At 51.7% G+C, this 21665-nt stretch carries 17 protein-coding genes; 15 read left to right on the top strand and 2 right to left on the bottom strand.

Annotated features, from left to right (window positions below; genetic code table 11):
* The first annotated feature begins 48 nt into the window (after positions 1-48).
* The 9 genes from FFM82_RS06925 to FFM82_RS06885 all read left to right on the top strand — a co-directional run bounded on the left by FFM82_RS06925 (position 49) and on the right by FFM82_RS06885 (position 10716).
* Entirely contained in the window at positions 49-1248 is a 1200-nt protein-coding gene (locus tag FFM82_RS06925) for a CPBP family intramembrane glutamic endopeptidase (RefSeq protein ID WP_137645131.1), read from the top strand.
* An 810-nt stretch (positions 1249-2058) separates the two neighbouring features.
* Positions 2059-2853: a Fe-S cluster assembly ATPase SufC gene (sufC, locus tag FFM82_RS06920; RefSeq protein ID WP_137645130.1), complete on the top strand. Its 795-nt coding sequence runs from the start codon at positions 2059-2061 to the stop codon at positions 2851-2853.
* A gap of 11 nt (positions 2854-2864) precedes the next feature.
* Positions 2865-4145, top strand: a complete 1281-nt coding sequence (gene sufD / locus FFM82_RS06915) for a Fe-S cluster assembly protein SufD (protein WP_225425638.1) — start codon at positions 2865-2867, stop codon at positions 4143-4145.
* Positions 4132-5355 carry an aminotransferase class V-fold PLP-dependent enzyme gene (locus FFM82_RS06910; protein WP_137645129.1) on the top strand — a complete coding sequence of 408 codons (1224 nt, stop codon included), beginning with the start codon at positions 4132-4134 and terminating at the stop codon, positions 5353-5355. Before sufD ends, FFM82_RS06910 begins: the two co-directional genes overlap by 14 nt.
* Positions 5352-5810, top strand: coding sequence for a Fe-S cluster assembly sulfur transfer protein SufU (sufU, locus tag FFM82_RS06905; RefSeq protein WP_137645128.1), 459 nt, complete (start codon positions 5352-5354; stop codon positions 5808-5810). The genes FFM82_RS06910 and sufU overlap by 4 nt, the downstream gene beginning before the upstream one ends.
* Entirely contained in the window at positions 5794-7209 is a 1416-nt protein-coding gene (gene sufB / locus FFM82_RS06900) for a Fe-S cluster assembly protein SufB (protein ID WP_137645127.1), read from the top strand. Before sufU ends, sufB begins: the two co-directional genes overlap by 17 nt.
* Positions 7210-7347: 138 nt before the next feature.
* On the top strand, positions 7348-7872 hold the full coding sequence (locus FFM82_RS06895) for a GNAT family N-acetyltransferase (RefSeq protein WP_137645126.1): 525 nt from the start codon (positions 7348-7350) through the stop codon (positions 7870-7872).
* Between the two features lie 311 nt (positions 7873-8183).
* Positions 8184-9689 carry an MFS transporter gene (locus FFM82_RS06890; protein WP_137645125.1) on the top strand — a complete coding sequence of 502 codons (1506 nt, stop codon included), beginning with the start codon at positions 8184-8186 and terminating at the stop codon, positions 9687-9689.
* 88 nt (positions 9690-9777) lie between these two features.
* On the top strand, positions 9778-10716 hold the full coding sequence (locus tag FFM82_RS06885; protein WP_137645124.1) for a DNA/RNA non-specific endonuclease: 939 nt from the start codon (positions 9778-9780) through the stop codon (positions 10714-10716).
* Positions 10717-11087: 371 nt separating this feature from the next.
* Here the strand turns inward: FFM82_RS06885 and FFM82_RS06880 are convergent, their stop codons facing one another.
* Positions 11088-12116, bottom strand: coding sequence for a zinc-binding alcohol dehydrogenase family protein (locus FFM82_RS06880; RefSeq protein ID WP_137645123.1), 1029 nt, complete (start codon positions 12114-12116; stop codon positions 11088-11090).
* A gap of 164 nt (positions 12117-12280) precedes the next feature.
* On the opposite strand from FFM82_RS06880, the gene FFM82_RS06875 reads away from it, so the two are divergent.
* Positions 12281-12631, top strand: a complete 351-nt coding sequence (locus tag FFM82_RS06875) for a winged helix-turn-helix transcriptional regulator (protein WP_174795689.1) — start codon at positions 12281-12283, stop codon at positions 12629-12631.
* 91 nt (positions 12632-12722) lie between these two features.
* Here the strand turns inward: FFM82_RS06875 and FFM82_RS06870 are convergent, their stop codons facing one another.
* On the bottom strand, positions 12723-12986 hold the full coding sequence (locus FFM82_RS06870; RefSeq protein ID WP_137645122.1) for a hypothetical protein: 264 nt from the start codon (positions 12984-12986) through the stop codon (positions 12723-12725).
* Between the two features lie 181 nt (positions 12987-13167).
* Here FFM82_RS06870 and FFM82_RS06865 point away from each other — a divergent pair, with 181 nt between their 5' ends.
* From FFM82_RS06865 to FFM82_RS06845, 5 genes are all read left to right on the top strand, one after another.
* Positions 13168-13497: an ArsR/SmtB family transcription factor gene (locus FFM82_RS06865; protein WP_137645121.1), complete on the top strand. Its 330-nt coding sequence runs from the start codon at positions 13168-13170 to the stop codon at positions 13495-13497.
* A gap of 103 nt (positions 13498-13600) precedes the next feature.
* The gene (locus tag FFM82_RS06860) at positions 13601-14143 is read left to right on the top strand and encodes a TetR/AcrR family transcriptional regulator (protein ID WP_225425637.1); all 543 of its coding nucleotides are present in this window, start codon (positions 13601-13603) and stop codon (positions 14141-14143) included.
* Between the two features lie 33 nt (positions 14144-14176).
* Positions 14177-17617: a YhgE/Pip family protein gene (locus FFM82_RS06855; RefSeq protein ID WP_137645174.1), complete on the top strand. Its 3441-nt coding sequence runs from the start codon at positions 14177-14179 to the stop codon at positions 17615-17617.
* A gap of 155 nt (positions 17618-17772) precedes the next feature.
* Positions 17773-19524, top strand: coding sequence for an ABC transporter ATP-binding protein (locus tag FFM82_RS06850; RefSeq protein WP_137645120.1), 1752 nt, complete (start codon positions 17773-17775; stop codon positions 19522-19524).
* The gene (locus tag FFM82_RS06845; protein ID WP_137645119.1) at positions 19524-21311 is read left to right on the top strand and encodes an ABC transporter ATP-binding protein; all 1788 of its coding nucleotides are present in this window, start codon (positions 19524-19526) and stop codon (positions 21309-21311) included. The genes FFM82_RS06850 and FFM82_RS06845 overlap by 1 nt, the downstream gene beginning before the upstream one ends.
* Positions 21312-21665 lie beyond the last annotated feature (354 nt).

The following is a 21665-nucleotide window of genomic DNA, read 5'->3' as shown; positions in this document are numbered from 1 at the left end:
CTCCTCGTCTGGTATGATTAGAAGCATACCAGACGGGGGGATTTTTTGATGGCGAATTACAGACAAACGTTACGGTATTGGTACGTCGGCCAGCTAGCCGTTTTGAACATTGCGTTATTTTTACGCTTATTCGTGATGGGCGGCGCGGCTTTTTCCGCCGGTGGGTTTATGCTGATTATTTGGACGTTGACCGCACTGTTACCGGCGTTTGAAGATGAGCAAACGGCTTGGCGGCGCTCCCGCCGGGTCAACGACTACCTTCAGACCACCATTCTTTTTACGGGCCTGCCGCTGTTGGTTGGTAACTTTATTGACTTGTTGATCCGGTTGGGGTTGGATCGGCGGGGGCTGATTGCCGTGGCGATGACCTACTTGATCGTTGCCGGGGTGCCGGTGGCGACGGTCGTGACCGCTAAAATCAAGTCGTTGACCGGGCGGGTACTGATTCTAATCGTTCCGATATTTAGTGGCGTGGTGGGTGCCCAGACGACCTTACTGGTTTTTCCGGGCTTGCGGGCCCCAGCCGGGTTTACAGTGGTTAGCGACAGCGGGATTCTCGGGGTACTCGGGATTGTCGTGACGCTGACGAGTTTGTTGGCGTGCTGGCAGGTCAAGGCCCCGCACTGGCGCCTTAACGCCGCCGCGAACCATGGCATAACGTTGTTACTGGTCTTACTGGCGGTCGCCTTTAGCCTGTGGAACGCCTTTAGTGACGGCGACAGTTGGGCCACGACGCTGACTCGCTGGAACTTTCATTTAGAAGCGCCAACCTGGGCCATGTTTTTGAACGGGCTAGAACCGGGGATTGCCGAAGAATGGTTATACCGTTACGCCGTTTTGGCGCTGATGCTGACGATGGTTCGGCGCTCACGAGCGCGGCTCGACTGGGCAGTTTGGAGTAACGGGTTAATTTTTGGTGCTTGGCACGTTACGAACGTTTTGGCCGGTCAGTCCTGGGCGGCAACCAGCGAACAAATGGCGTTTGCGGCCGCCCTCGGCTGGTTTTATGCCGGGCTCTATCTTTACTCCGGCAGTATCGTTTTGCCGATGGGGTTGCACGCGTTCCTCGATATATTGAGTATGATGGCTTCCGGATCGCAGACCATGGCGGTTCCGGACGCCTTTGAATGGCAAACGCTGTTAGTGACGGTTGTTTTATTTGCCGTTGTGACCGCCTATTTACTGACGGGTTCGCGGCGGCGGGTCGTTCAGCGGCGGTGTCGGCAAATCGTTGAGGATGGGAACTAATTAAGTAAATTAACCTAAAACGTTCGGCATTATTATCATGGAACCTTAATGATTCATCGACAACTCAATTGTACACAAAACGTTGTCATCATCAGCTTTGTACCCCGTCTTTTACTGGTCTATACCTTTTGTAACATTTTTGTAATCTTCGTGTTATCTAAACGCAACGCCGGCTGGTTATACTAGCGTCAGATATGGAAGTTTATCAGGACTTACATACGCTTCGCTAGATTAGTTCATAGTTGGGAGCCAGATCGGTGAACTTTTTAGGCCGTCCGCTTGGTTAGCGGGTGGGGAAAGTTGCTCAGTTGGGTGAACTGATAATTTAGTGAGCACGTTAAACCTCTCGGGATGGGCTGGGTCCATGACGAGGCACATAACTTGGTAAGCGTAAAGCTTGCGAGCCGATCGAGTGGCGGGTACGTTGGTGCCCGTCTTTTTTGTTGACTTTTGTAAACGTTATCACAAACGTGTTATACTTTTGGTATTCAATCAGTGGTTGGGTGACGCGGCAATGCACGATTGTGCGGCGAGCCGCCGAATAAAAAAGTTCGAATTAGTTGCGACTGTTGAGGGTTGCGGGGGCACCGGTCGGAACCCGATTTGGCATGAACGGGTTAGTCGCGGTCGGTGGTAAAGTCGAGTCCCGTGAACAATGGGATTATGCCGTAATCGCTTGCCTACAATCGATTGTGGCGGTTAGCGACTATTCACGTATACTAGAGTCATTCAACCAACCACAAGCAGTGGGGATTGGTCACTGCGTTTAAGCTAAATGTAGTGTATTTTTACTGGAAATGGGGTATCGGCATGTCAACACTAGTCATTAAGGATTTGAAGGTCAGCGTGACCGAAAATGAACGGGAACGGTTAATCTTAAAGGGGGTCAATCTCACCCTCAATACCGGTGAGACCCACGCCATTATGGGACCAAACGGGACCGGGAAGTCGACCTTGTCGGAAACCATCATGGGTAACCCGGCGTATCACGTGGTCGGTGGCTCGGTTACGTTAGACGGTGAAGATTTGTTGAGCCAGACGGTCGACCAACGGGCCCGCGCCGGGTTGTTTTTAGCGATGCAGTACCCGGCTGAAATTAAAGGGGTGACCAACGTTGAGTTCTTACGGGCCGCAATCAATGCCCGCCGGCCAAAGGATGATCCAATCAGTGTGACCGACTTTTTGACGGATTTGGATCACAACCTCGGTTTACTTAACATGAGTTCGGAAATGGCCGAACGGTACTTAAACGAGGGCTTCTCCGGCGGTGAAAAGAAACGCAACGAAATTTTACAACTATTAATGATCAAACCGCGGTTTGCGATTTTAGACGAAATTGATTCGGGGCTCGATATCGACGCCCTCCAAGTCGTGGCTAAGGGGGTCAATGCGTTGAAGGGACCGGATTTTGGGACTTTAATGATTACCCACTATCAGCGGTTACTGAACTACATCATCCCCGACTACGTGCACGTGATGATGGACGGGCGCATCGTGAAGACCGGCGACGCTGAATTGGCGAATACCTTGGAAGCAGAAGGGTACGCCGGCCTGCGGGATGACCTGGGGTTAGACGTCCCGTTGACCGATGACGAGGAAGAATAGGGGGCGAGCGGATGCAAACAGCACAAATGTTGGCTAACGTTCAAGAATATAGCCAAACTTTAGCGGAACCGGCGTGGTTGATGAAACGTCGGAGTCAGGCGGTTGCCGACTACGCACGCTTAGCCTTACCAACGTTTGAAAAAATTGATTATCACGACTGGCCCTTATTGGACGTTGACGCGCCCACGGGTGACGTTGAGCCCGGGCTGACCGAAGAAGTCAGCGCGCGCGGGGCGCAAACCGACTTCTTTACGGTGGGCGATACCGTTGTCCGGGCCGCTTTACCGGCGGCTGTCCGCGAACAGGGCGTGATTCTGTGTGACTTACGAACCGCAATTCGCAAGCACGCCGAGCTGGTTAAAGCCAACCTATTTCAACACGCACTGAAGGCCGATACTGATAAGCTGACGGCGTTAAACGCCGCGTTGATGACCAACGGCTTTTTCCTGTACGTACCGGCTAACGTCGTCATTAAGGAACCGTTGGAAATTATGCAACTGGTTGATCAGCGCCGACCGCAAAGTTTTGTGCAACATAACTTAGTCGTGACGGCAGAAAACAGCCAAGTTGACCTGGTGCAACGCCTCGGTAGTGTCGGTACCAGCGATGCTAGCGTCCACATGATCGTGGAAGTGGTTGCTGGTGCGGGGAGTCACGTTAACTTTGCCGGCATCGACGACTTAGCGGCCAGTGCAACGGCCTACCTAAACCGGCGCGGAACGCTGCGGCCAGACGCCCACCTCAACTGGGAGTTAGCCGAAATGAACGCGGGTCGGGTGGTTGCCGATTTCGATACCGAACTACGCGGCCGCGGCTCGGAAGCCAACGTCAAAACGATTGCGGTGGCTAACCAGCAACAGACGCAGGGCATCGATACCCGGGTAACCAACTACGGACCGAATTCGGTGGCCAACATCGTGCAACGGGGCGTGATTTTGGACGACGCCACCCTGATTTTTAACGGTATCGGCCACATCGTTCACGGGGCGCACGGTTCCAAAGCCGATCAGGAAAACCGGTTATTGATGTTGTCTTCCAAGGCCCGCGGTGACGCTAACCCAATTTTATTAATCGATGAAAACGACGTCGAAGCCGGCCACGCTGCCAGTGTCGGCCGCGTCGACGAACAACAAATGTACTACTTACTTAGTCGCGGGATTCCGAAACCAATCGCCCAACGGTTGGTGATTCGCGGGTTCCTCGCGGGCGTCGTGACCGAACTGCGCTCACAGCGGTTACGCAAGCGACTGATGGCGTTGATAGAGAGGCGGTTAGCCGATGAAGAAGCTTAATTATCGCGCCGACTTTCCAATTTTAACGACGCAAATTAATGGTGAACCGTTAACGTACCTGGATAACGCGGCGACCAGTCAAAAGCCACAAGCGGTCATCGACGCGTTGACGCACTATTACACGACCGATAACGCCAACGTTCACCGCGGCGTGTATACGCTGGCGGCCAAGGCGACTGACCAGTACGAAGCGGTTCGGGACCAAGTGGCAGCCTTTTTGCACGCGGCGCGGCGCGAAGAGGTCTTCTTTACCCGTTCGGCGACCGATAGTCTGAATTGGGTTGCGCAAACTTACGGCGATCAGTTTGTGACGGCCGGCGATGAAATCGTGGTGACCGTCATGGAACACCACAGTAACCTAGTGCCGTGGCAACAATTAGCACAGCGTAAGCACGCCACTTTGAAGTACATCGGCTTAACGGCGGATGGGCAGCTGGACCTAGCGGATGCTCGCCGCCAAATTACCGCTAAAACCAAGCTAGTGGCGGTAGCCCACGCTTCTAACGTCCTCGGGGTGACCAACCCGGTCGCAACCATTGCCAAGTTGGCTCACGCTCAGGGTGCGGTGGTCGTCGTGGACGGTGCGCAGGCGGTAGCCCACGTACCGGTCGACGTTCAGACGTTAGACGCTGATTTTTACGCTTTTTCTGGCCATAAGGTGTACGGTCCGACCGGGATTGGTGTCCTGTACGGAAAGTATGCGTTACTAGAACAACTCACACCGGCTCAGTTCGGTGGCGAAATGATTAGTGACGTGGACTGGCAAACGACCGAGTTTGCGGCGATTCCGGCGCGCTTTGAAGCCGGAACGCCGAACATTGCTGGCGTGATTGGTCTAGGCGCGGCGTTGACCTACCTACAAGGCGTTGGCTTTGATGCTGTTCAGGAACTTGAACAACCGCTGACTGACCAACTTTTAACGGGGTTAAGTCAAATTGACGGGGTGACGGTTTATGGGCCCCGTGCGCTGGCCGACCACGGTCCGGTGGTGGCGTTTAACTTAGCCCATTTACACCCGCACGACGTGGCAACCGGCCTGGACATGGCCGGGGTGGAAGTCCGGGCTGGGCACCACTGCGCGCAACCGCTGATGCGTTACTTAAAGGTGACCGCAACGGTCCGCGCCAGTGTCGGCTTTTATAATAATTCCACGGACGTTGAGCGCTTCTTGACGGCGCTTCAAGCGGTAAAGGAGTTCTTTCACGTATGAGTATTTTGAATTTAAAAGCACTTTACCAGACGGTTATTTTGGAAAACGCCCAGGCACTGCACCATTGCGAGACGCTAACCGGGGTGCCCAGCGTGACGCTGCATAATCCGAGTTGTGGCGATACGATCAATGTTCAACTAGTGATTAAGGATCAAACAATCGAGCAAGCGGCCTTTACCGGTGACGGCTGTACGATTTCGCAGGCGTCGGCTAGTATCATGACGGACGTCCTGCAAGGTCAGCCGGTCAGCGCAGCCCGGCAGCGCATTGCCAATTTCTCCAAGCTGATCACCGGGACGCAATTATCCCCGGCCGCTCAGCACGCGTTGGGGGACGCCGCCGTCTTAGCCACGGTGGCCGAATTTCCGACCCGGATCAAGTGTGCGACCTTGGCGTGGCACGCGGCGGATCAATTATTAACGATGGGGGATGCAACTAATGGCAGAACCAACTAAAGCCCGTGAAGTGGTTGCGGGTACCGATAATTATGAATATGGCTTTCACGACGACGTCACGCCGGTTTATTCGACCGGTGAGGGGTTGACCGAAGCGGTCGTTCGCCAGATTTCGGCGGAGAAACACGAACCGCAGTGGATGCTGGATTACCGGCTGAAAGCCTACCACACCTACTTACAACTACCGGAACCAAAAGTCGGGCCGGATTTGAGCGGCCTTGACTTGGTTCACATGAAGTATTTCCAGAAGGCGACCGATAAGAAGTACCGTGACTGGAACGATGTCCCGGATAAAATTAAGCAGACCTTCGACCGGTTAGGCGTCCCCCAAGCGGAACGCAAGTACTTGGCGGGGTCGAGTGCCCAGTACGAATCGGAAGTCGTCTATCACCGCATGCAGGCGACCTTTGAAAAGACCGGGATTATTTTCACCGATACCGATACGGCGCTGCAAAAGTACCCGGAACTGTTCAAAAAGTGGTTCGGAAAACTAGTTCCGGCCAACACCAATAAGTACGCGGCCTTGAACTGTGCCGTGTGGTCCGGGGGCACGTTCATCTACGTCCCTAAGGGCGTTAAGTTAGATACGCCGATTCAGTCGTACTTCCGGATCAACGCGGAAAATACCGGCCAGTTTGAACGGACGCTGATCATCGTTGGTGAGGGTGCCAGCGTGAACTACGTAGAAGGGTGTACGGCCCCGAATTACGACTCCGACAGCCTGCACGCGGCGGTCGTAGAAGTTAACGTGTTGGCCAACGCGACCTGTCGCTACACGACGATTCAAAACTGGTCGAATAACGTGTATAGCTTGGAAACTAAACGGGCGCAAGCCATGGCCAACGCGACGATGGAATGGGTCGACGGTAACCTTGGTTCTAAGATCACGATGAAGTACCCGTCCGTTTACTTAAATGGTGAGGGCGCTCACGGTACGATGCTGTCAATCGCGGTTGCCGGCCAAAACGTTGACCAGGATACCGGTGCACGGATGATCCATAATGCTAAAAACACGACTTCGTCGATCGTGTCCAAGTCGATTGCCAAGGACGGCGGGGCGGTCGACTACCGCGGGACCGTCCGTTTTGGGCGCCATTCCGACGGCTCGTTTGCCCACGTGGAATGCGATACGATTATCATGGACGACTTGTCGACCAGTGATACGATTCCGTATAATGAAATTTTGAACGGTAACGTGTCAATGGAGCACGAAGCGAAGGTTTCGAAAGTTTCAGAAGCCCAACTCTACTACTTAATGAGCCGCGGTATTTCTGAACAAAAAGCGACCGAAATGATCATCATGGGCTTCGTCGAGCCGTTTACCAAACAGTTACCGATGGAGTACGCGGTTGAACTCAACCGCCTAATTAGTTTTGAAATGGAAGGCTCGATTGGTTAAGTATTGAGCCAGTAATCAAAGGCCCTTATCCGGTTTTGGATAAGGGCCTTTTACTAGCAAGCAAACAAAATAATTTACAACCCGCTCAGTAAAGTTATAATGTAAAAATTGCGACTTTGATGAGAGAGGATTGATTGCATGCAATTTGAGACGGACCGCTTGGTGATCCGGCCACTAACGAGAGCCGACGCCGCACCGTTACGGGCGATGATTTTTGATACGCGGGTGGTGGCTTACTTACGTTACCAAACGGTGAAGACCAGTGCCGACTTTGAACGGATTTTCCAAGAGCATTTTTTGGCGGACCGGACGACGACCTTTGGGCTGGAACGGAAGCGCGACCACCAGTTGATCGGCTTTTTTGAGTTTCACGTCACCGGCACGACCGCCGCGTTGACTTACGCTTTGAGCCCAGCCGCCTGGGGAGCGGGCTACGTGGCTGAAGCTGGCCGCCGGTTAATGACTTATGGCTTTGAACAGTTAGGCTTGACCCGCATCGAGGCGCACTTTGCCAGCGTGAACCCGCGCTCGGGACGGGTGATGGCTAAGATGGGCATGCACGATGAAGGTGAATTAAAGACGGTCACGATTACGTCCGGTGAACGGGTTCACGTGATGATGTACGCGCTCAGCCGCGCGGACTGGCAACGGGCCAGTGCGTAAGCAAAGGTAGTGGTTAGGAAGACGAGATTAGGGCGACTTACCACACCACACGTCAGCGTACCCGTTATTTGACAGCCATTTTTATACGAACGACTACTGTGATCTTACCCTGTTTAGGATAAGGTCTTTTTAGTATTGACTGATAATCATTGTTGTTCGTACCAACGGGTGGCTGGTTTTGTTGTCCACCATTTTTCCGACACAACATTGTAAACTTTCTGAAAAGGTCATAGTCTTGTTCTGAAAATTAGTGTAGGCTAAAAGGGTGTGATTATTTTAGTATCAGCTTTACATATTTGGAGGAATTTTAGGTGTCGAAAAAAGTAACGATGGTCGTCACGATCGCGTTGTTATTATCCAACGCGATGAACGGCCTGGATAGTACCATTATTAGTACGGCGTTGCCGGCGATTATCAGTGACTTGCACGGGCTGCAACTGATGGGCTGGATCGTCGCGGTCTTCTTGCTTGGCGGGGCGGTAACGACGCCACTGTGGAGTAAGTTGGGTGAGCGAATCGGCAATAAGAAAGCCTATCAGATTTCAACGCTGATTTTCGTGATTGGTGCGCTGCTGGAGGGGCTCGCGCCGAACATTATCTTCCTGATTGCCGCCCGGACGGTGATGGGAATCGGTAGTGGTGGCATGACCGCCATTCCGTACATTATTTACGCCGAAATTTACCGCGACCCGGTTAAGCGTGGCAAGGTCTTTGGCTACGTCACTGCCAGTTTCAGTACCGCGGCGATCATTGGCCCGCTAGTCGGCGGTTTCATTGTAGATAATTTTGGTTGGCACTGGGTCTTTTACATCAACGTGCCGATCGGGCTCGCATCAATTATCATTATTCAGTGGTTATACAAAGCACCAGCGGTCAAGCCAGCTACGGAAAAGGTCGACTACTGGGGCGCGCTATTGTTAAGCGCCGGCTTGGTCAGTTTGTTAGTCGGCATCGAAATGATCGGCAAGCTGACCCCCATTGCCATTGGCATCATTTTATTAGTGGCAGTTGGTCTACTTACCGGCCTAGTCGTGGTGGAACGGCGGGCCAGTGACCCAATCATTCCGTTACGGTTATTTAAAAACCGTTACTTGGTCGCGGCCTTCGGAATGTTCTTCCTAATTTACGGTTTCTTCGTCGGCTTTAACGTCTACGTCCCAATGTGGGCCCAGGGGTTACTGGGAACGACCGCCGTGATTGGGGGTGTCACCCAAATTCCGGGGTCAATCACGAACTTTTTGGGTGCCCAGTGGAGTGGCAATATGGAACGCCGCTGGTCGACACGGACGGTGGTCATGATTGGCTTTATCGGTATGTTACTCGCGTGTGGCTTACTGGCAGTCGCCGGTCAACAAACGAACTACTGGTTACTATTAGTGGCTAGTGCGTTACAGGGTTGTGGCATCGGCATCTGTTTTACCGTGTTGCAGGTCAGCGTGCAACAACAGGCGCGTCACCGCGACGTGCCGATTGCGACCTCCTTTAGCTTGTTGGTGCGGATGCTGGGTCAGACCTTCATGGCGTCGGTTTACAGTATCGTCTTGAACCACGCGTTGACGACCGGGGTTGCCAAGTCGGGTGGTCACATTACGATGAATATGATGAACGAGTTAAGCGATGCAACCAGTGCGGGGCACTTGCCAGCTAAATTATTGCCCGCCATGCGGCACATCCTACACTCGGGTTTACACCACATTATGGGAGTGGCGTTCCTACTGCTGCTCGTGGGGATTGCCATCAATATCTGGGCGTTTCGGGCGCCGCGACGACGGACTAAGCAATCCAATTTAAAAACGACGGCGACGCACCCAAGTTAATCTCTGAAAGTTAACAAAACATTTGTTCCCCTAGCCAAAGTACGTTATCATTAAGGTATCCTTTAAAAAGATGGGGCGGAAAGAAAGTATGTTTAAATGGACACGACGGGTGGCAGTCGCCGTCGTTATTAGTTTAGGACTGGGGCTTGCGGGCTGTAGCACGACGACCAGTACGACCAACAGTGAGTCAGCGCGGCAGGAGAGTTCGCCGGCGACTTCCGGAACAAAGACGAGTGGCAATAGCCAACAAACTTACCAGCAACTTGCAAAAATGACGTATAAATCGGGCGGGGCGGCCGCCATTAAGGTCAACAGCGGCAAAAGCACGTTGGCGGCCAGTCAGTGGAAAAAGTCGAAGGTTGACTACGGGAACCTGGACCGGTTGAACCGGACGACCACCGACACGGCCTACTTAAGTAAGGCTAATTTGGGTCGGTCCGCGGGGCGCGCCGCGCAAAATTGGCAACCGACCGGCTGGCATAACCAACCGATCAAGGTCAACGGTAAGCGGGTCTACCCGCAAAACCGCGGGCATTTGTTAGCCTACACGCTGACCTTTAACCTGACTCAGGACGGTCAGTACCGGCAGGGCGAAGATGGGAGTTTGGATAATCCAAAAAACCTGGCCACCCAGACGGCCTATTCTAACCAACAGACAATGCAAATTTATGAAGACCAAGTTCGAACGGCGTTGGAGCAAGGGAAAAAGGTCATCTATAAGGTGACGACCGTTTTCCGGGGCGACGAATTAATGCCGCGCGGTTACTGGTCACAGGCGCTTTCAACGGACGGCAGTGTGAACTTCAACGTTTATATTTGGAACGTTGAGCCGGGAGTGAGCTTCGATTATGCAACCGGTCGTGGCAAGGCTGACAGTAACATGCAAGTTGCCGGTGCCGACCGCGTCAACAGTAGTGCGAACACGAGTAGCTCGCGGCGTTATTCAAAGAAGCCAACGACAACTAAGCAAGTGGAACGCGAACTGTACCGTTACGGTTATAAGTACGTTAAGAAGCATTTAAATTAACGAAAAGCAGTACAATTCATGAAAATTGTCCTATTCCGCGACAGTGGTGACCAGGACGACTAGCAAAATTATGCGCAGTGGTTATACTAAGAACCATAAGCGTTACTTAACCGCCGTTAATTGCTATTTTTCTCTCAATATCATTAACAAGTAACGTTTGACCTGAACGATCAGGTTCCTTCCCAAGTACCTGTGAATTTTCCATAGTACGTTGCGGACTCCCAACCGCGGCGTGGCAACAATCGTTATTGATTGTTAGTACTAATTACCCTTTGACGTCCAACTGCGTGGTTGGGCGTTTTTTTTAGCGTACGTTTTGGCTACCAGTATTTGGAGATATACAGGGGCTGCGACTAATGTCACAGTCATTTTTAGTGTGGCCATCCCGTTAGCACGACTTTACCAACCATGGTGCCGGCTTCTACCTGGGCGTGCGCACGGCGCATATTCGTCGCGTTGATTGGTTGGTAGGTTATTTTATTGATTGGCATGAGGGCGCCTAGTTCGTACAGTTCGGCAAGGCGGTTTAAAATTTGGTGTTGCGAGCTCATCTGGGCGCTGTGGTAGTAGGATTTACTGTACATCCATTCCCAGGCGAAGGTGACCCGTTTTTTCGTTAGTTTTTGTAAATCAATCAGTCGGCGATTTTCGGTAGTGGCGACCACGGCGCCGTTCGGTTTGATCAATTCCGCGATTTCGTTCCAATGGGCGTCTAAATTATTGAGGTTTAAAATTGCGTCGACGTATTTACGGGTCCGCCGAACTTGCGGGACCAAGTCTTGGTGGTGGTCGATAATTTCATCCGCGCCGAGTTGGCGAACCCAGCCAACCGAGTCTGGACGGGAGGCCGTGGCGATGACGGTTAGTCCGGCACGCTTTGCAAGTTGAATGGCCATCGAGCCGACCCCACCAGCGCCATTAATAATTAGTAGTGTTTGGCCGTGATTATCGTGCCGGTCCAACCGAAGTTGCTCAAAGAGTGATTCATACGCCGTTAGCCCTACGAGCGGCACCGCGGCGGCTTGGGCGGTGGTCAGGTTAGTCGGTGCCCGGCCAACTAGTCGTTCGTCGACAAGTTGGTGCTGGGCATTGCTACCAGAGCGGGTAAAGTCGCCAGCGTACCAGACCCGATCGCCAGGTTGGAAAAGGGTGACATCCGCGCCGGTCGCCCGGACGGTTCCGCACGCGTCCCAACCGATAATTTTAGGATGGGCACGGCGGGTGGCCCGGCCGGCTCTTCTAACGAAGACGTCGACTGGATTAACGGCAACGCCGGCAACTTCGACAAGCAGGTCGTGACCGCTAACGACCGGATCCGCTACCGAAAGGTCTTGAAAACTATTGGGGTTACTAATAGGTAAGTGTTGATAAAAACCGACTGCTTTAATTGATTTTGGCATTGTGATGAGCCTCCCTTTGCACCTAACGATACCCCGTTCACGTAAAAAGTTAAGACGTGTCTTTAAGTGCACTAGGTGACAAGTGGTGCACCTTCTTCACAAGTCCGGATGAAGGTGCTAAATTTAAGGCATGGTTAGGCAAAACAGCAATGGGGGGATGGGTAATGGTGAGGAAACATTACGATTGTGCACCGGGATGTCCAATTCAAAATACGTTACAGTTTATTGCGGGAAAGTGGAAAACGGTGATTTTATACCATTTATTCAACGCGGGCGTGTTGCGCTTTTCTGAGTTACAACGAAAATTACCTTACGTGACGAAGCGAATGCTGGCACGGCAGTTAGCCGAATTAGAAGCGGACGGTATTATTCAGAAAACCGTTTACGCGACCGTCCCGGTGAAAACCGAGTACGCCGTTTCGGCCTTTGGTGCAACCTTTCGCCCAGTGATTCAGGCGATGGCGGACTGGGGTACCGACTATTTAGAGGCGGATGGCAAGGCCATTGGTGAGTAGCAAGGGCAAAGGAACCCACGTTTTGGTGATTACCGTCCGAGTACGTTAAATAAGTCGTGACGTCTTTGTCACGACTTATTTTGAAAATACTTTAAAATAACAGCAGCAGACTGACCGCAACCAGCGTCAGGACGTCGATTGCTAAGTAGGGACGCGTGATTTGGCGGGCGTAGACGCGGTAGGCATCGATCAAGGTTATTAAAAAAATTAGACCAATTAAGGCAATGCCCAAATAATGTAAGCTGTTAGCGTCATTGCCGAGGGCGCTTGGCAGGAGCAATAACTGAACGAGTAACCAGCATCCCGTTACGAGTCCCAAGTGTTCGAGGATGGTTGGTTGAGGAAAAGGTTTCATAGCTAACACCCGCTTTCTTAGTGGTTAGTGTAATCGTTACCAATTTTAAAAAGAAGACCAATTTTTTGAAATTGTCGCGAAAATCGACAAACTTAATTGAGGTGTTGCAAAGCGGGATAAAAAGGGTTAGTATTGATTCATTCAAATATTGGAATATAAGAATATAGGGAGGCCGTTTAACATGGTTAGCAGTGAAGAAGCGCTCCAAGAATTCCGCGAAACGATTCCGATTTTCGAAGTCTTAGCGGATGAACGCCGGCAACAGATTATGATCGAGTTAACGAAACATGCGCACGGCCTGACCGTGGGTGAGTTGACCAAGCGGATGCACATTTCGCAACCGGCGGTGTCGCACCAGTTAAAGACGTTGAAGGATCACCATTTTGTTTCGGTGGAACACAAGGGTACCCGTAACTTTTATCACGTGACTTTCGATGCGCCGTTAACCAAGGTGGAACACTTGATTCATACGTTGAAAGCCGATTTGGAACTCAAACCGTACTTACATTAATCGCGCTACCAAAAATCGTTGCACGGGGATGCAGCGTGTTTTTACGGGAACTATATTCTTCTATTCGAATATAAGAATGTAAAAAGGGGTGATTATAATTTCAATGCGTACGGAGCTAGATTTACAGCGAGCGCTGTACCAATTGTTAGAGCAACGGTCAATTTCGCAGATAACGGTTGAGCAGATTTGTTCGCAGGCTTTGATTCACCGGAGTAGCTTTTACCGCTATTACACGGACAAGTTCGACTTGCTCGATCAAATGGTGATTCACGCGCTGGAAGAGTTACTGGCGGCTGAGCGTAAAAACGCCGCGGGCTCGACCATTATGGCGCAGTTTATTGGGACGCATACCCAAATACTACGCCACCTGTTAGTGACGAATTCGGACGCCGACAATAGTCGCTCACAGCAAGTCATCAATAATTGCTTTGTGACACTGGCACAGACGGAAGCCAGCGACCGCGTCCTAGAAACGATTCGCGACTCGCAGCACCCGGACCTCACCGCCTACTTGGTGAGTGGGGTGGTGATGAGTATCGTGCAGTGGCTCAACAATAGTGGTCGTGATGGGGAAGCCGAAAGCACCCAGGCTACGATCCGGGCAACACTGGCAACGGTGTTCTCGCTCGAACAACATTCGGTTTAAAGTTTTTTGAAGGAAGGTTTCAGGTCAGTGAAAATGATTCGCGACGAATGGAAAGCTATTCGTCATAGTAAAATTTTATGGATTTCAGTTGCAGTTATGGTTTTGATCCCATTTCTCTACAGCGTCTTCTTTCTGACGTCGGTGTGGGATCCTTATGGGGAAACGAAGCACTTGCCAGTGGCCGTTGTTAACAATGATAAGCCAGTTAACTATCAAGGCAAACGCTTCGCGGTTGGTGAACAGATGGTGACCAACATTAAAAAGAACAAGCAGCTTGGCTGGCACTTCGTCTCCGCGGAGAAGGCTAAGCAGGGGATGCAGAATCGTAAGTACTACATGGTCGTCACGATTCCAAGTAATTTTTCGAAACACGCCACGACGGTCACTAGTGAGCATCCCCAGAAGATGAAGTTGCACTACTCAACGAACGCCTCCCTGAACTACATTGGGAAAGTTATTAGTGATACCGGGGCAACCGAATTAAACGCTAACGTCCGCTCCGAAGTTACGAAAGCCTACGCCTTAGCGATGTTCAAGCAGGTTAAAACGGCCGGTGACGGTTACCAGAAAGCCGCTGACGGGGCCACCAAGTTAAAAGACGGTGGCGTCGTACTGCAAGACGGCTTAACGACCTACACGACCGGGGTCCACACGTTGAAAAACGGGACGACGGAGCTGAATACTAAAGTTAAGCAACTGCCTGCTGGTATTGCGAAGTTAGCTAACGGTGGTAGTGCGTTGAAGACCGGGCTGGACACCTTAAACGGGAGTACCGGTCAACTCGCCAGTGGCGTTGGCCAATTAGCCAGCGGTGCTAACCAGTTGAATAGTAAGAGTGGCGCCTTGGCGAGTGGCGTTGGCCAGCTTGCCAGTGGTGCCAACCAGTTGAATAGCAAGAGTGGCGCCTTGGCGAGCGGCGTCAGCCAGTTGACCAGTGGTTCCAGTCAAGTGACAGCGGGTCTGGGTCAATTGAACGGTAAGACCGGTACGCTAGCGAACGGGGTCGTCCAATTGGCTGATGGTTCCCAAGCGCTAAAGGTGGGAATCGTGAATTACACGGACGGTGTTTACACCGTTTCGGCCGGTTTAAAGAAGTTGAATAGTAAGACCGGTGAATTAGCGAGTGGCGTCGAACAGTTGTCGAGCGGCTCCACGACCCTTGCACAAGGGGTGACCGCTTATACCAACGGCGTTAAGTCTGCCGATGAAGGGGTCACGAAGCTTAGTGGTGGCATTCAACAAACTGCGGACGGTGCTAAGGCACTGAACGCCGGGGTTACTGAACTTCAAACGAAGACGGCCGCCTTGCCAAAATCCGTGACTGACGCAAGCAATGGCGCAACTAAAATTAACGATTCCGTTGCGACTTTAAAAGCGGGCAGTACGCAAGTGTCCCAAGGCTTGGCCGACATGGTCACTGAGGGTACGAGTGAAGAAAACGTTCAAAAGATTAAACAGTTACAAACGGGGATGGCTAGCATGGAAACGGCGCTCAAAGCCGTTGATAAAATGATGGCCAGTGCCCAAAGTGGTGCGAGTGCTGATCAAGTCAATACCATGATGAGTGCGGTTCAAAAGGACGTGACCACGTTGACGGCCACGACCAGCACCAGCGATTTGACGAGTCAGATCAATGCGAAAATTGAAGGCCTGCAAAAATCACAAAACTTAACCGATGCGCAAGTTAAGGCGTTGGAAGCAAGCTTAGCCACGGTCGGTCAAAGTGGTGATAGTCAGGCTAAAACAGCGGCTGCACAGGATCTAAAAGCAACGATGACCAAGATGCAGACGATGATGAAGACCAATGCGACTGCGACGAGCGGTACCGACCAGAGCTTAGCCGCTAGTTTCCAAGAATTGGAAACGGGGGTTAACGCGTTAATCGGGAACCTTAATGAAATGACCAGTGGTGCCAGTCAGTTGAGCGATGGGTCAACCAAGGTCACGGCTGGACTGACGCAGTTGCAAGCGGGGACGAGTAGTTTGAGTACCGGATTGGCGCAAATGAATCAGTCGGTACCAGCCCTAACTGCCGGAATCGGTGATTTATCTAAAGGTACGAACGCCTTAGCAACCGGAACGCCCGCTTTAGTTTCGGGTGTTGGTACTTTGTCAGCCGGGACGCAGGAATTAGTTGGCAAGTCCGGTGACTTAACGAGTGGTGCCACCCAATTGCAAGGCGGCTTAACGACCTTAAATGGTCAAGTCCCAACCTTAGTCAACGGCGTCAAACAGTTGACCGATGGGAGCAGCCAATTAATGGCCAACTCCGGTCAGTTGCGGAATGGCGCCAGCCAGTTAGCGAGTGGTACGGCGCAACTCAACGCCCAGATTCCAACGTTAATTAGCGGCGTCCAACAGTTATTCAACGGGTCCAGCCAAGTTACTGGCGGCTTAACGACTTTGAACGGCCAAGTACCACTGCTCGTTGGTGGGATTCAACAATTATCTGGTGGTTTGAATACCTTAAACGGTCAGGTGCCACTATTAGTTGGTGGGATTCAACAATTATCCGGCGGTTTAACCACCTTGAACGGTAAGGTGCCAACCTTAGTTTCCGGCGTTCAACAATTGGATGACGGTGCTGGTCAATTAAACACCGGGTTGCAAACCTTACAAGGGAGCACCGGTCAGTTGACTGACGGGGTGCAACAACTTGCCGATGGTGCGGATCAGTTGGATAACAACTCTGCTAAGTTATTAGCGGGTAACAAGAAGATCAAGAATGGGAATAAGACGTTAGCGAAGTCCTTACAAAGCGGGGCCGACACGATCAACGCAACGCCGTTGAAGTCGTCGAACGCCAACATGTTTGCGGCACCGTCGAAGTTGACCCATTCGAACTACAGTTACGTGCCGAACTACGGTCACGCCTTAGCACCGTACGTGCTTTCCTTAGCGTTATACGTTGGGGCGGTCGTCTTTAACTTCGCCTATCCAATTCGGCGGATGGCGGACGACGACGGGACTGCGACCCAGTGGTTCTGGAGTAAAATTGCGGTCGGCGCACCGGTCGCAATCGGCATGGCCGTGATTGAATGTATCGCGTTGTTGATCGTTGGCTTGAAGCCAATCAGCATGGGCGGTTACTTCTTGACGGCGATCATGATTGCCCTGGCGTCGATGTTCATCGTTATGTTCCTGTCGATGTTACTGGATAACCCAGGTCGGTTCTTAGCGATGGTTCTGTTGATGTTACAACTTGGTGGTTCTGGTGGGACCTTCCCAATGGAAATTACCAACCACTTCTTCAACGTCATCCACCCGTTCTTGCCGTTAACGTACTCGATTCAAGCGTTCCGGCAATCCTTGACGGGCGGTTGGGGGACCGGTATCTTCTGGTCTTCGATCGCGATGTTGCTCTTCTTCGCCGTCCTAGCCTTAGTCTTACTATGGGCTTCAATGGTTTTCTTAAAGAAGAAAAATATGCAAGTGCCTGCCGAAGCTGAAATTCAGATGAAGGCTGGCAAATAAGTCGAATCGTTAAACTGGCCGGTAGCCACCCTGCGCACCATTGCGGGGTGGCTACCGGTTTTTACGAACAAATAATGTCGGCTTAACTAATAAATATGGTAATGTATATGGTTGTCTTAATTAAAATTTAATTAAATTATTAGAGGGGGTGCACCGTGAGTATTTTTCTAAAACTAGGCTGGTATTTCCGGCGTGAATGGAAGTTATATTCGGCGGGCGTGATCGGGCTGATTTTTACCGCAATTATTGGGATTATCCCGCCACGGGTGATTGGGAACGTCGTGGATGGCATTAACCAACACCGCTTAACGGCCCGGTCCTTAACGATTTACTTGGTGATCATTGCGGCCGCGGCCGTTGGGCAGTACCTGACCCGCTTTCTGTGGCGTAACGCCATCTGGGGTGGGGCGGCCGGTCTTGAACGGACCTTGCGGGAACGCTTATTTTGGCATTTCATGAAAATGGACGCGACCTTCTATCAGAAGTACCGGACCGGGGACTTGATGGCCCACGCGACTAACGACTTAACCGCGGTTGAACGGGTCGCCGGCGGGGGTATCTTGCAATTTGCGGATTCGATCATTACCGGTGGGACGACCCTGATTGCGATGATGATGCTGATCGATTGGCGGTTGACGTTAATTGCGGTCATCCCGTTCCCATTACTTGCGGTGGCCTCACGCTACTTAGGCAAGAAGATTCACGTGGCGTTTCGCGCTTCGCAAGCGGCTTTTTCGAGGCTGAATAATAAGGCCCAGGAAAGCATTAGTGGCATTAAAGTCATTAAGGCGCTTGGTCAGGAAAAGGCCGACGTTGCCGATTTTAATGACCAAATCGACCAGACGATTAAAATCAACCGTCGCGTTAATGTGCTGGACTCGCTGTTCGACCCGGCAATTACCCTGATCATTGCGGTCTCCTACGCCGCAACGATTATTTTGGGTGGGATTTACGTTAGTGACGGCGTCATTACCATTGGTAACCTGGTTTCGTTCATCACCTATTTAGGCATGATGGTCTGGCCGATGTTTGCGGTCGGCATGTTGTTCAATACCATGGAACGTGGGAACGCGTCCTACGACCGGGTTATGGAACTGTTGAACCAGCAAAGTGCAATCGTCGATTCGAAGGATGGTCTGGAACAGCGGCCACATGGTGATTTACGCTACGCCATTAAGCAATTTAACTATCCCGACGATGCCGGTACGAGTTTGCAGGACGTCCACTTTGAACTCAAAGCGGGCCAGACGCTTGGTATCGTTGGCCGGGTCGGTGCCGGCAAGTCAACGATTATGAAGTTGATCCTCCGCGAATTTGATAACTATGACGGCCAAATTGTTTACGGCGGCCACGATATCAAACGCTACGCTCTGGATAGCTACTTACCGGCAATCGGCTACGTGCCGCAGGATAGTTTTCTTTTCTCCAATACAATTCGTGAAAATATCCGTTTTGCCGATCCACGGGTCAGTCAGGAAACGGTCGAAGCGGTTGCCGCCAAGAGTGACTTAAGTGGTCAAATCGCAACGATGGCGGAAGGTTACGATACCCAAGTCGGTGAGGAAGGGATTTCCTTGTCCGGTGGGCAACGACAGCGGTTGGCGATTGCCCGCGCGCTGTTGATCAACCCGGAACTATTGATCTTAGACGATGCGTTGTCGGCGGTCGACGCCGAGACCGAAGCCCAAATTTTGGGTAATTTGAAGGCGGAACGGGCCGACAAAACGACGATTATCGCGGCTCACCGGTTAAGCTCGGTGATGAACGCGGATGAAATTATCGTGCTGGACGCCGGCCGGGTCGTGGAACGCGGTAACCATCAGCAGTTGATGGCACAACACGGCTGGTATCAGCAAATGTTCGACCAACAACAGTTGGAAACCAAAGTGGAAGGGGCGGTGCAGTGATGGCACAGCGACAATCAGTCTGGGCGCGCAGTATGCCCGTTAAGGAACAGTTGACCGTTATTCGGCGCCTACTGCCATACGCCAAGCCGTTCAAATGGTTCTTCTTCGGTGCCATCATCTTTTCAGCGCTAATTAGTTTAGTCAACATTTACTTACCGCGGGTCTTGCAATACTACATTGACCACTACTTACGCACGAATCACGCGACGATGGCCATTATGTGGTACTTTGCGGCGTTATACTTCTTTGGTATGCTGACCCGGGCAATCATGCAATTTATGCAAAACTACAGTAGTACGATGGGTGCCGAGTACATGTTAGAAAACGTCCGCCGGCAGCTATTTAAGAAACTCCACCGGATGGGCATGCGGTATTTTGACCAAGTTCCGGGTGGCTCGATTTTGTCACGGCTGACGAACGATACCATGTCGTTTTCAAACTTTTGGGCACTGTTTAATACGCTCTTTACTGCCTTTTTTGCGGTGATTTCGTCCTTTATCGCGATGTATTTAACGGACCGGCAAATCGCGTTGTGGCTACTGGTCTTCATGCCGTTTTTAGGCCTAACCATCTGGTATTATCAGCGCTACAGTTCGCGGGTCTACCGGCGGATGCGCGAGCGGTTGAGTGAGCTGAACACCAAGCTTAGCGAAGCAATTACCGGGATCAGCGTTATTCAGCAGTTTCGCCAGGAACGCCGCATTAACGGCGAATTTGACCACACCAACGACGCCTATTTCCGGACCCGCCAAGCGATGATCCGAATTAACGCGTTGCTGTTAAGTCCGTTGATTAACCTCTTTTACGCGTTGGGGACGGTCATGGTGTTAGGCATCTTCGGGGTGCGCGGCCTCAACGGTTACGTGGCCGCCGGGGTAGTTTATGCGTTTGTCACTTACCTGAATAACTTTTATAACCCGATGACCTCGATGATGGATAACCTGTCCGATTTTCAGGACGGGGTGGTTGCCGGGTCGCGGGTTCTCCGAATAATGGATGACCCGACGATTGCGCCGGCCCAACACGCCGATCCGCAGGCTAAGATCACCCGGGGAAAAATCGAGTTTCGCCACGTGACGTTTGCCTACGACGGCGTCCACCCGGTGTTAAACGACGTGTCGTTTGTCGCCGAACCCGGTCAAACGGTGGCCTTGGTTGGTCAGACTGGGAGTGGCAAAACGTCGACGATCAACGTCTTAATGCGCTTTTATGAATTTCAATCCGGGGAAGTCCTAATCGACGACCGTGATATTCGCGACTACCCGGCAGCCGAGTTACGCCAGAAGCTGGGGTTGGTGTTACAGGAACCGTTCATGTTCTACGGTGACATTAATTCCAATATTCGGATGTTTAACGATTCGATTTCGGACGAACAGGTCCGCGAAGCCGCTGAATTCGTAAAGGCCGATGACTTTATCAACGACTTGCCCGAGAACTACCGCTCGCGGGTTATCGAACGGGGCGCCAGCTACTCGTCGGGGCAGCGCCAATTAATTTCGTTTGCCCGAACGATCGTGACCGACCCGAAAATCCTCATCTTGGATGAAGCGACCGCTAACGTCGATACCGAAACCGAAGAGATGATCCAAACCGGGTTAGACCGGATTCAACAAAATCGGACGACGATTGCCATCGCCCACCGGTTATCGACGATTCAAAACGCGGACTTGATTCTGGTTTTGAACCAGGGTCAAATCGTTGAACGCGGGACGAACGATGAATTGCTACAACAACGTGGTTATTATTACGATATGATTCAACTCCAAAACGCCGCGCACGTCGATTAATGTGGTAAGCTAAAGAAAACGTCGCGGGGGTGAAGTGCGTGCGCCGAAAATTATCGTTTTTAGTGACCGTTCTAGCCGGGTGCTGGTCGTTAGTCAGGTGGTTACTTGACTGGCGGCGCTCCCGCCAGACGGTCCCACGCAAGATTAAAGTCAAAGTTAAAATTAAGTAATTAAAGGTTGAAAGTACAAAAACGGACCGCCGGGCTTTGCTACGAACGGCCGGTGGTGACAATTATTAGTTTTAGGGCACTATCCGAGGCTGTGACATAAGTCTCTAAAAACAAAGCAGGTCTGGAAAAATCTTCGGATTTTTCCAGACCTGCTTTTGATATAATAGAAAATAAAAAAAGAGCA

Origin of the sequence: Lactiplantibacillus plajomi (assembly GCF_005405405.1) — a bacterium.
GTDB classification, from domain to species: Bacteria; Bacillota; Bacilli; order Lactobacillales; family Lactobacillaceae; genus Lactiplantibacillus; species Lactiplantibacillus plajomi.
Note: the sequence above shows the minus strand (reverse complement) of the source record. Positions and strands in the feature narration are given on the sequence as shown.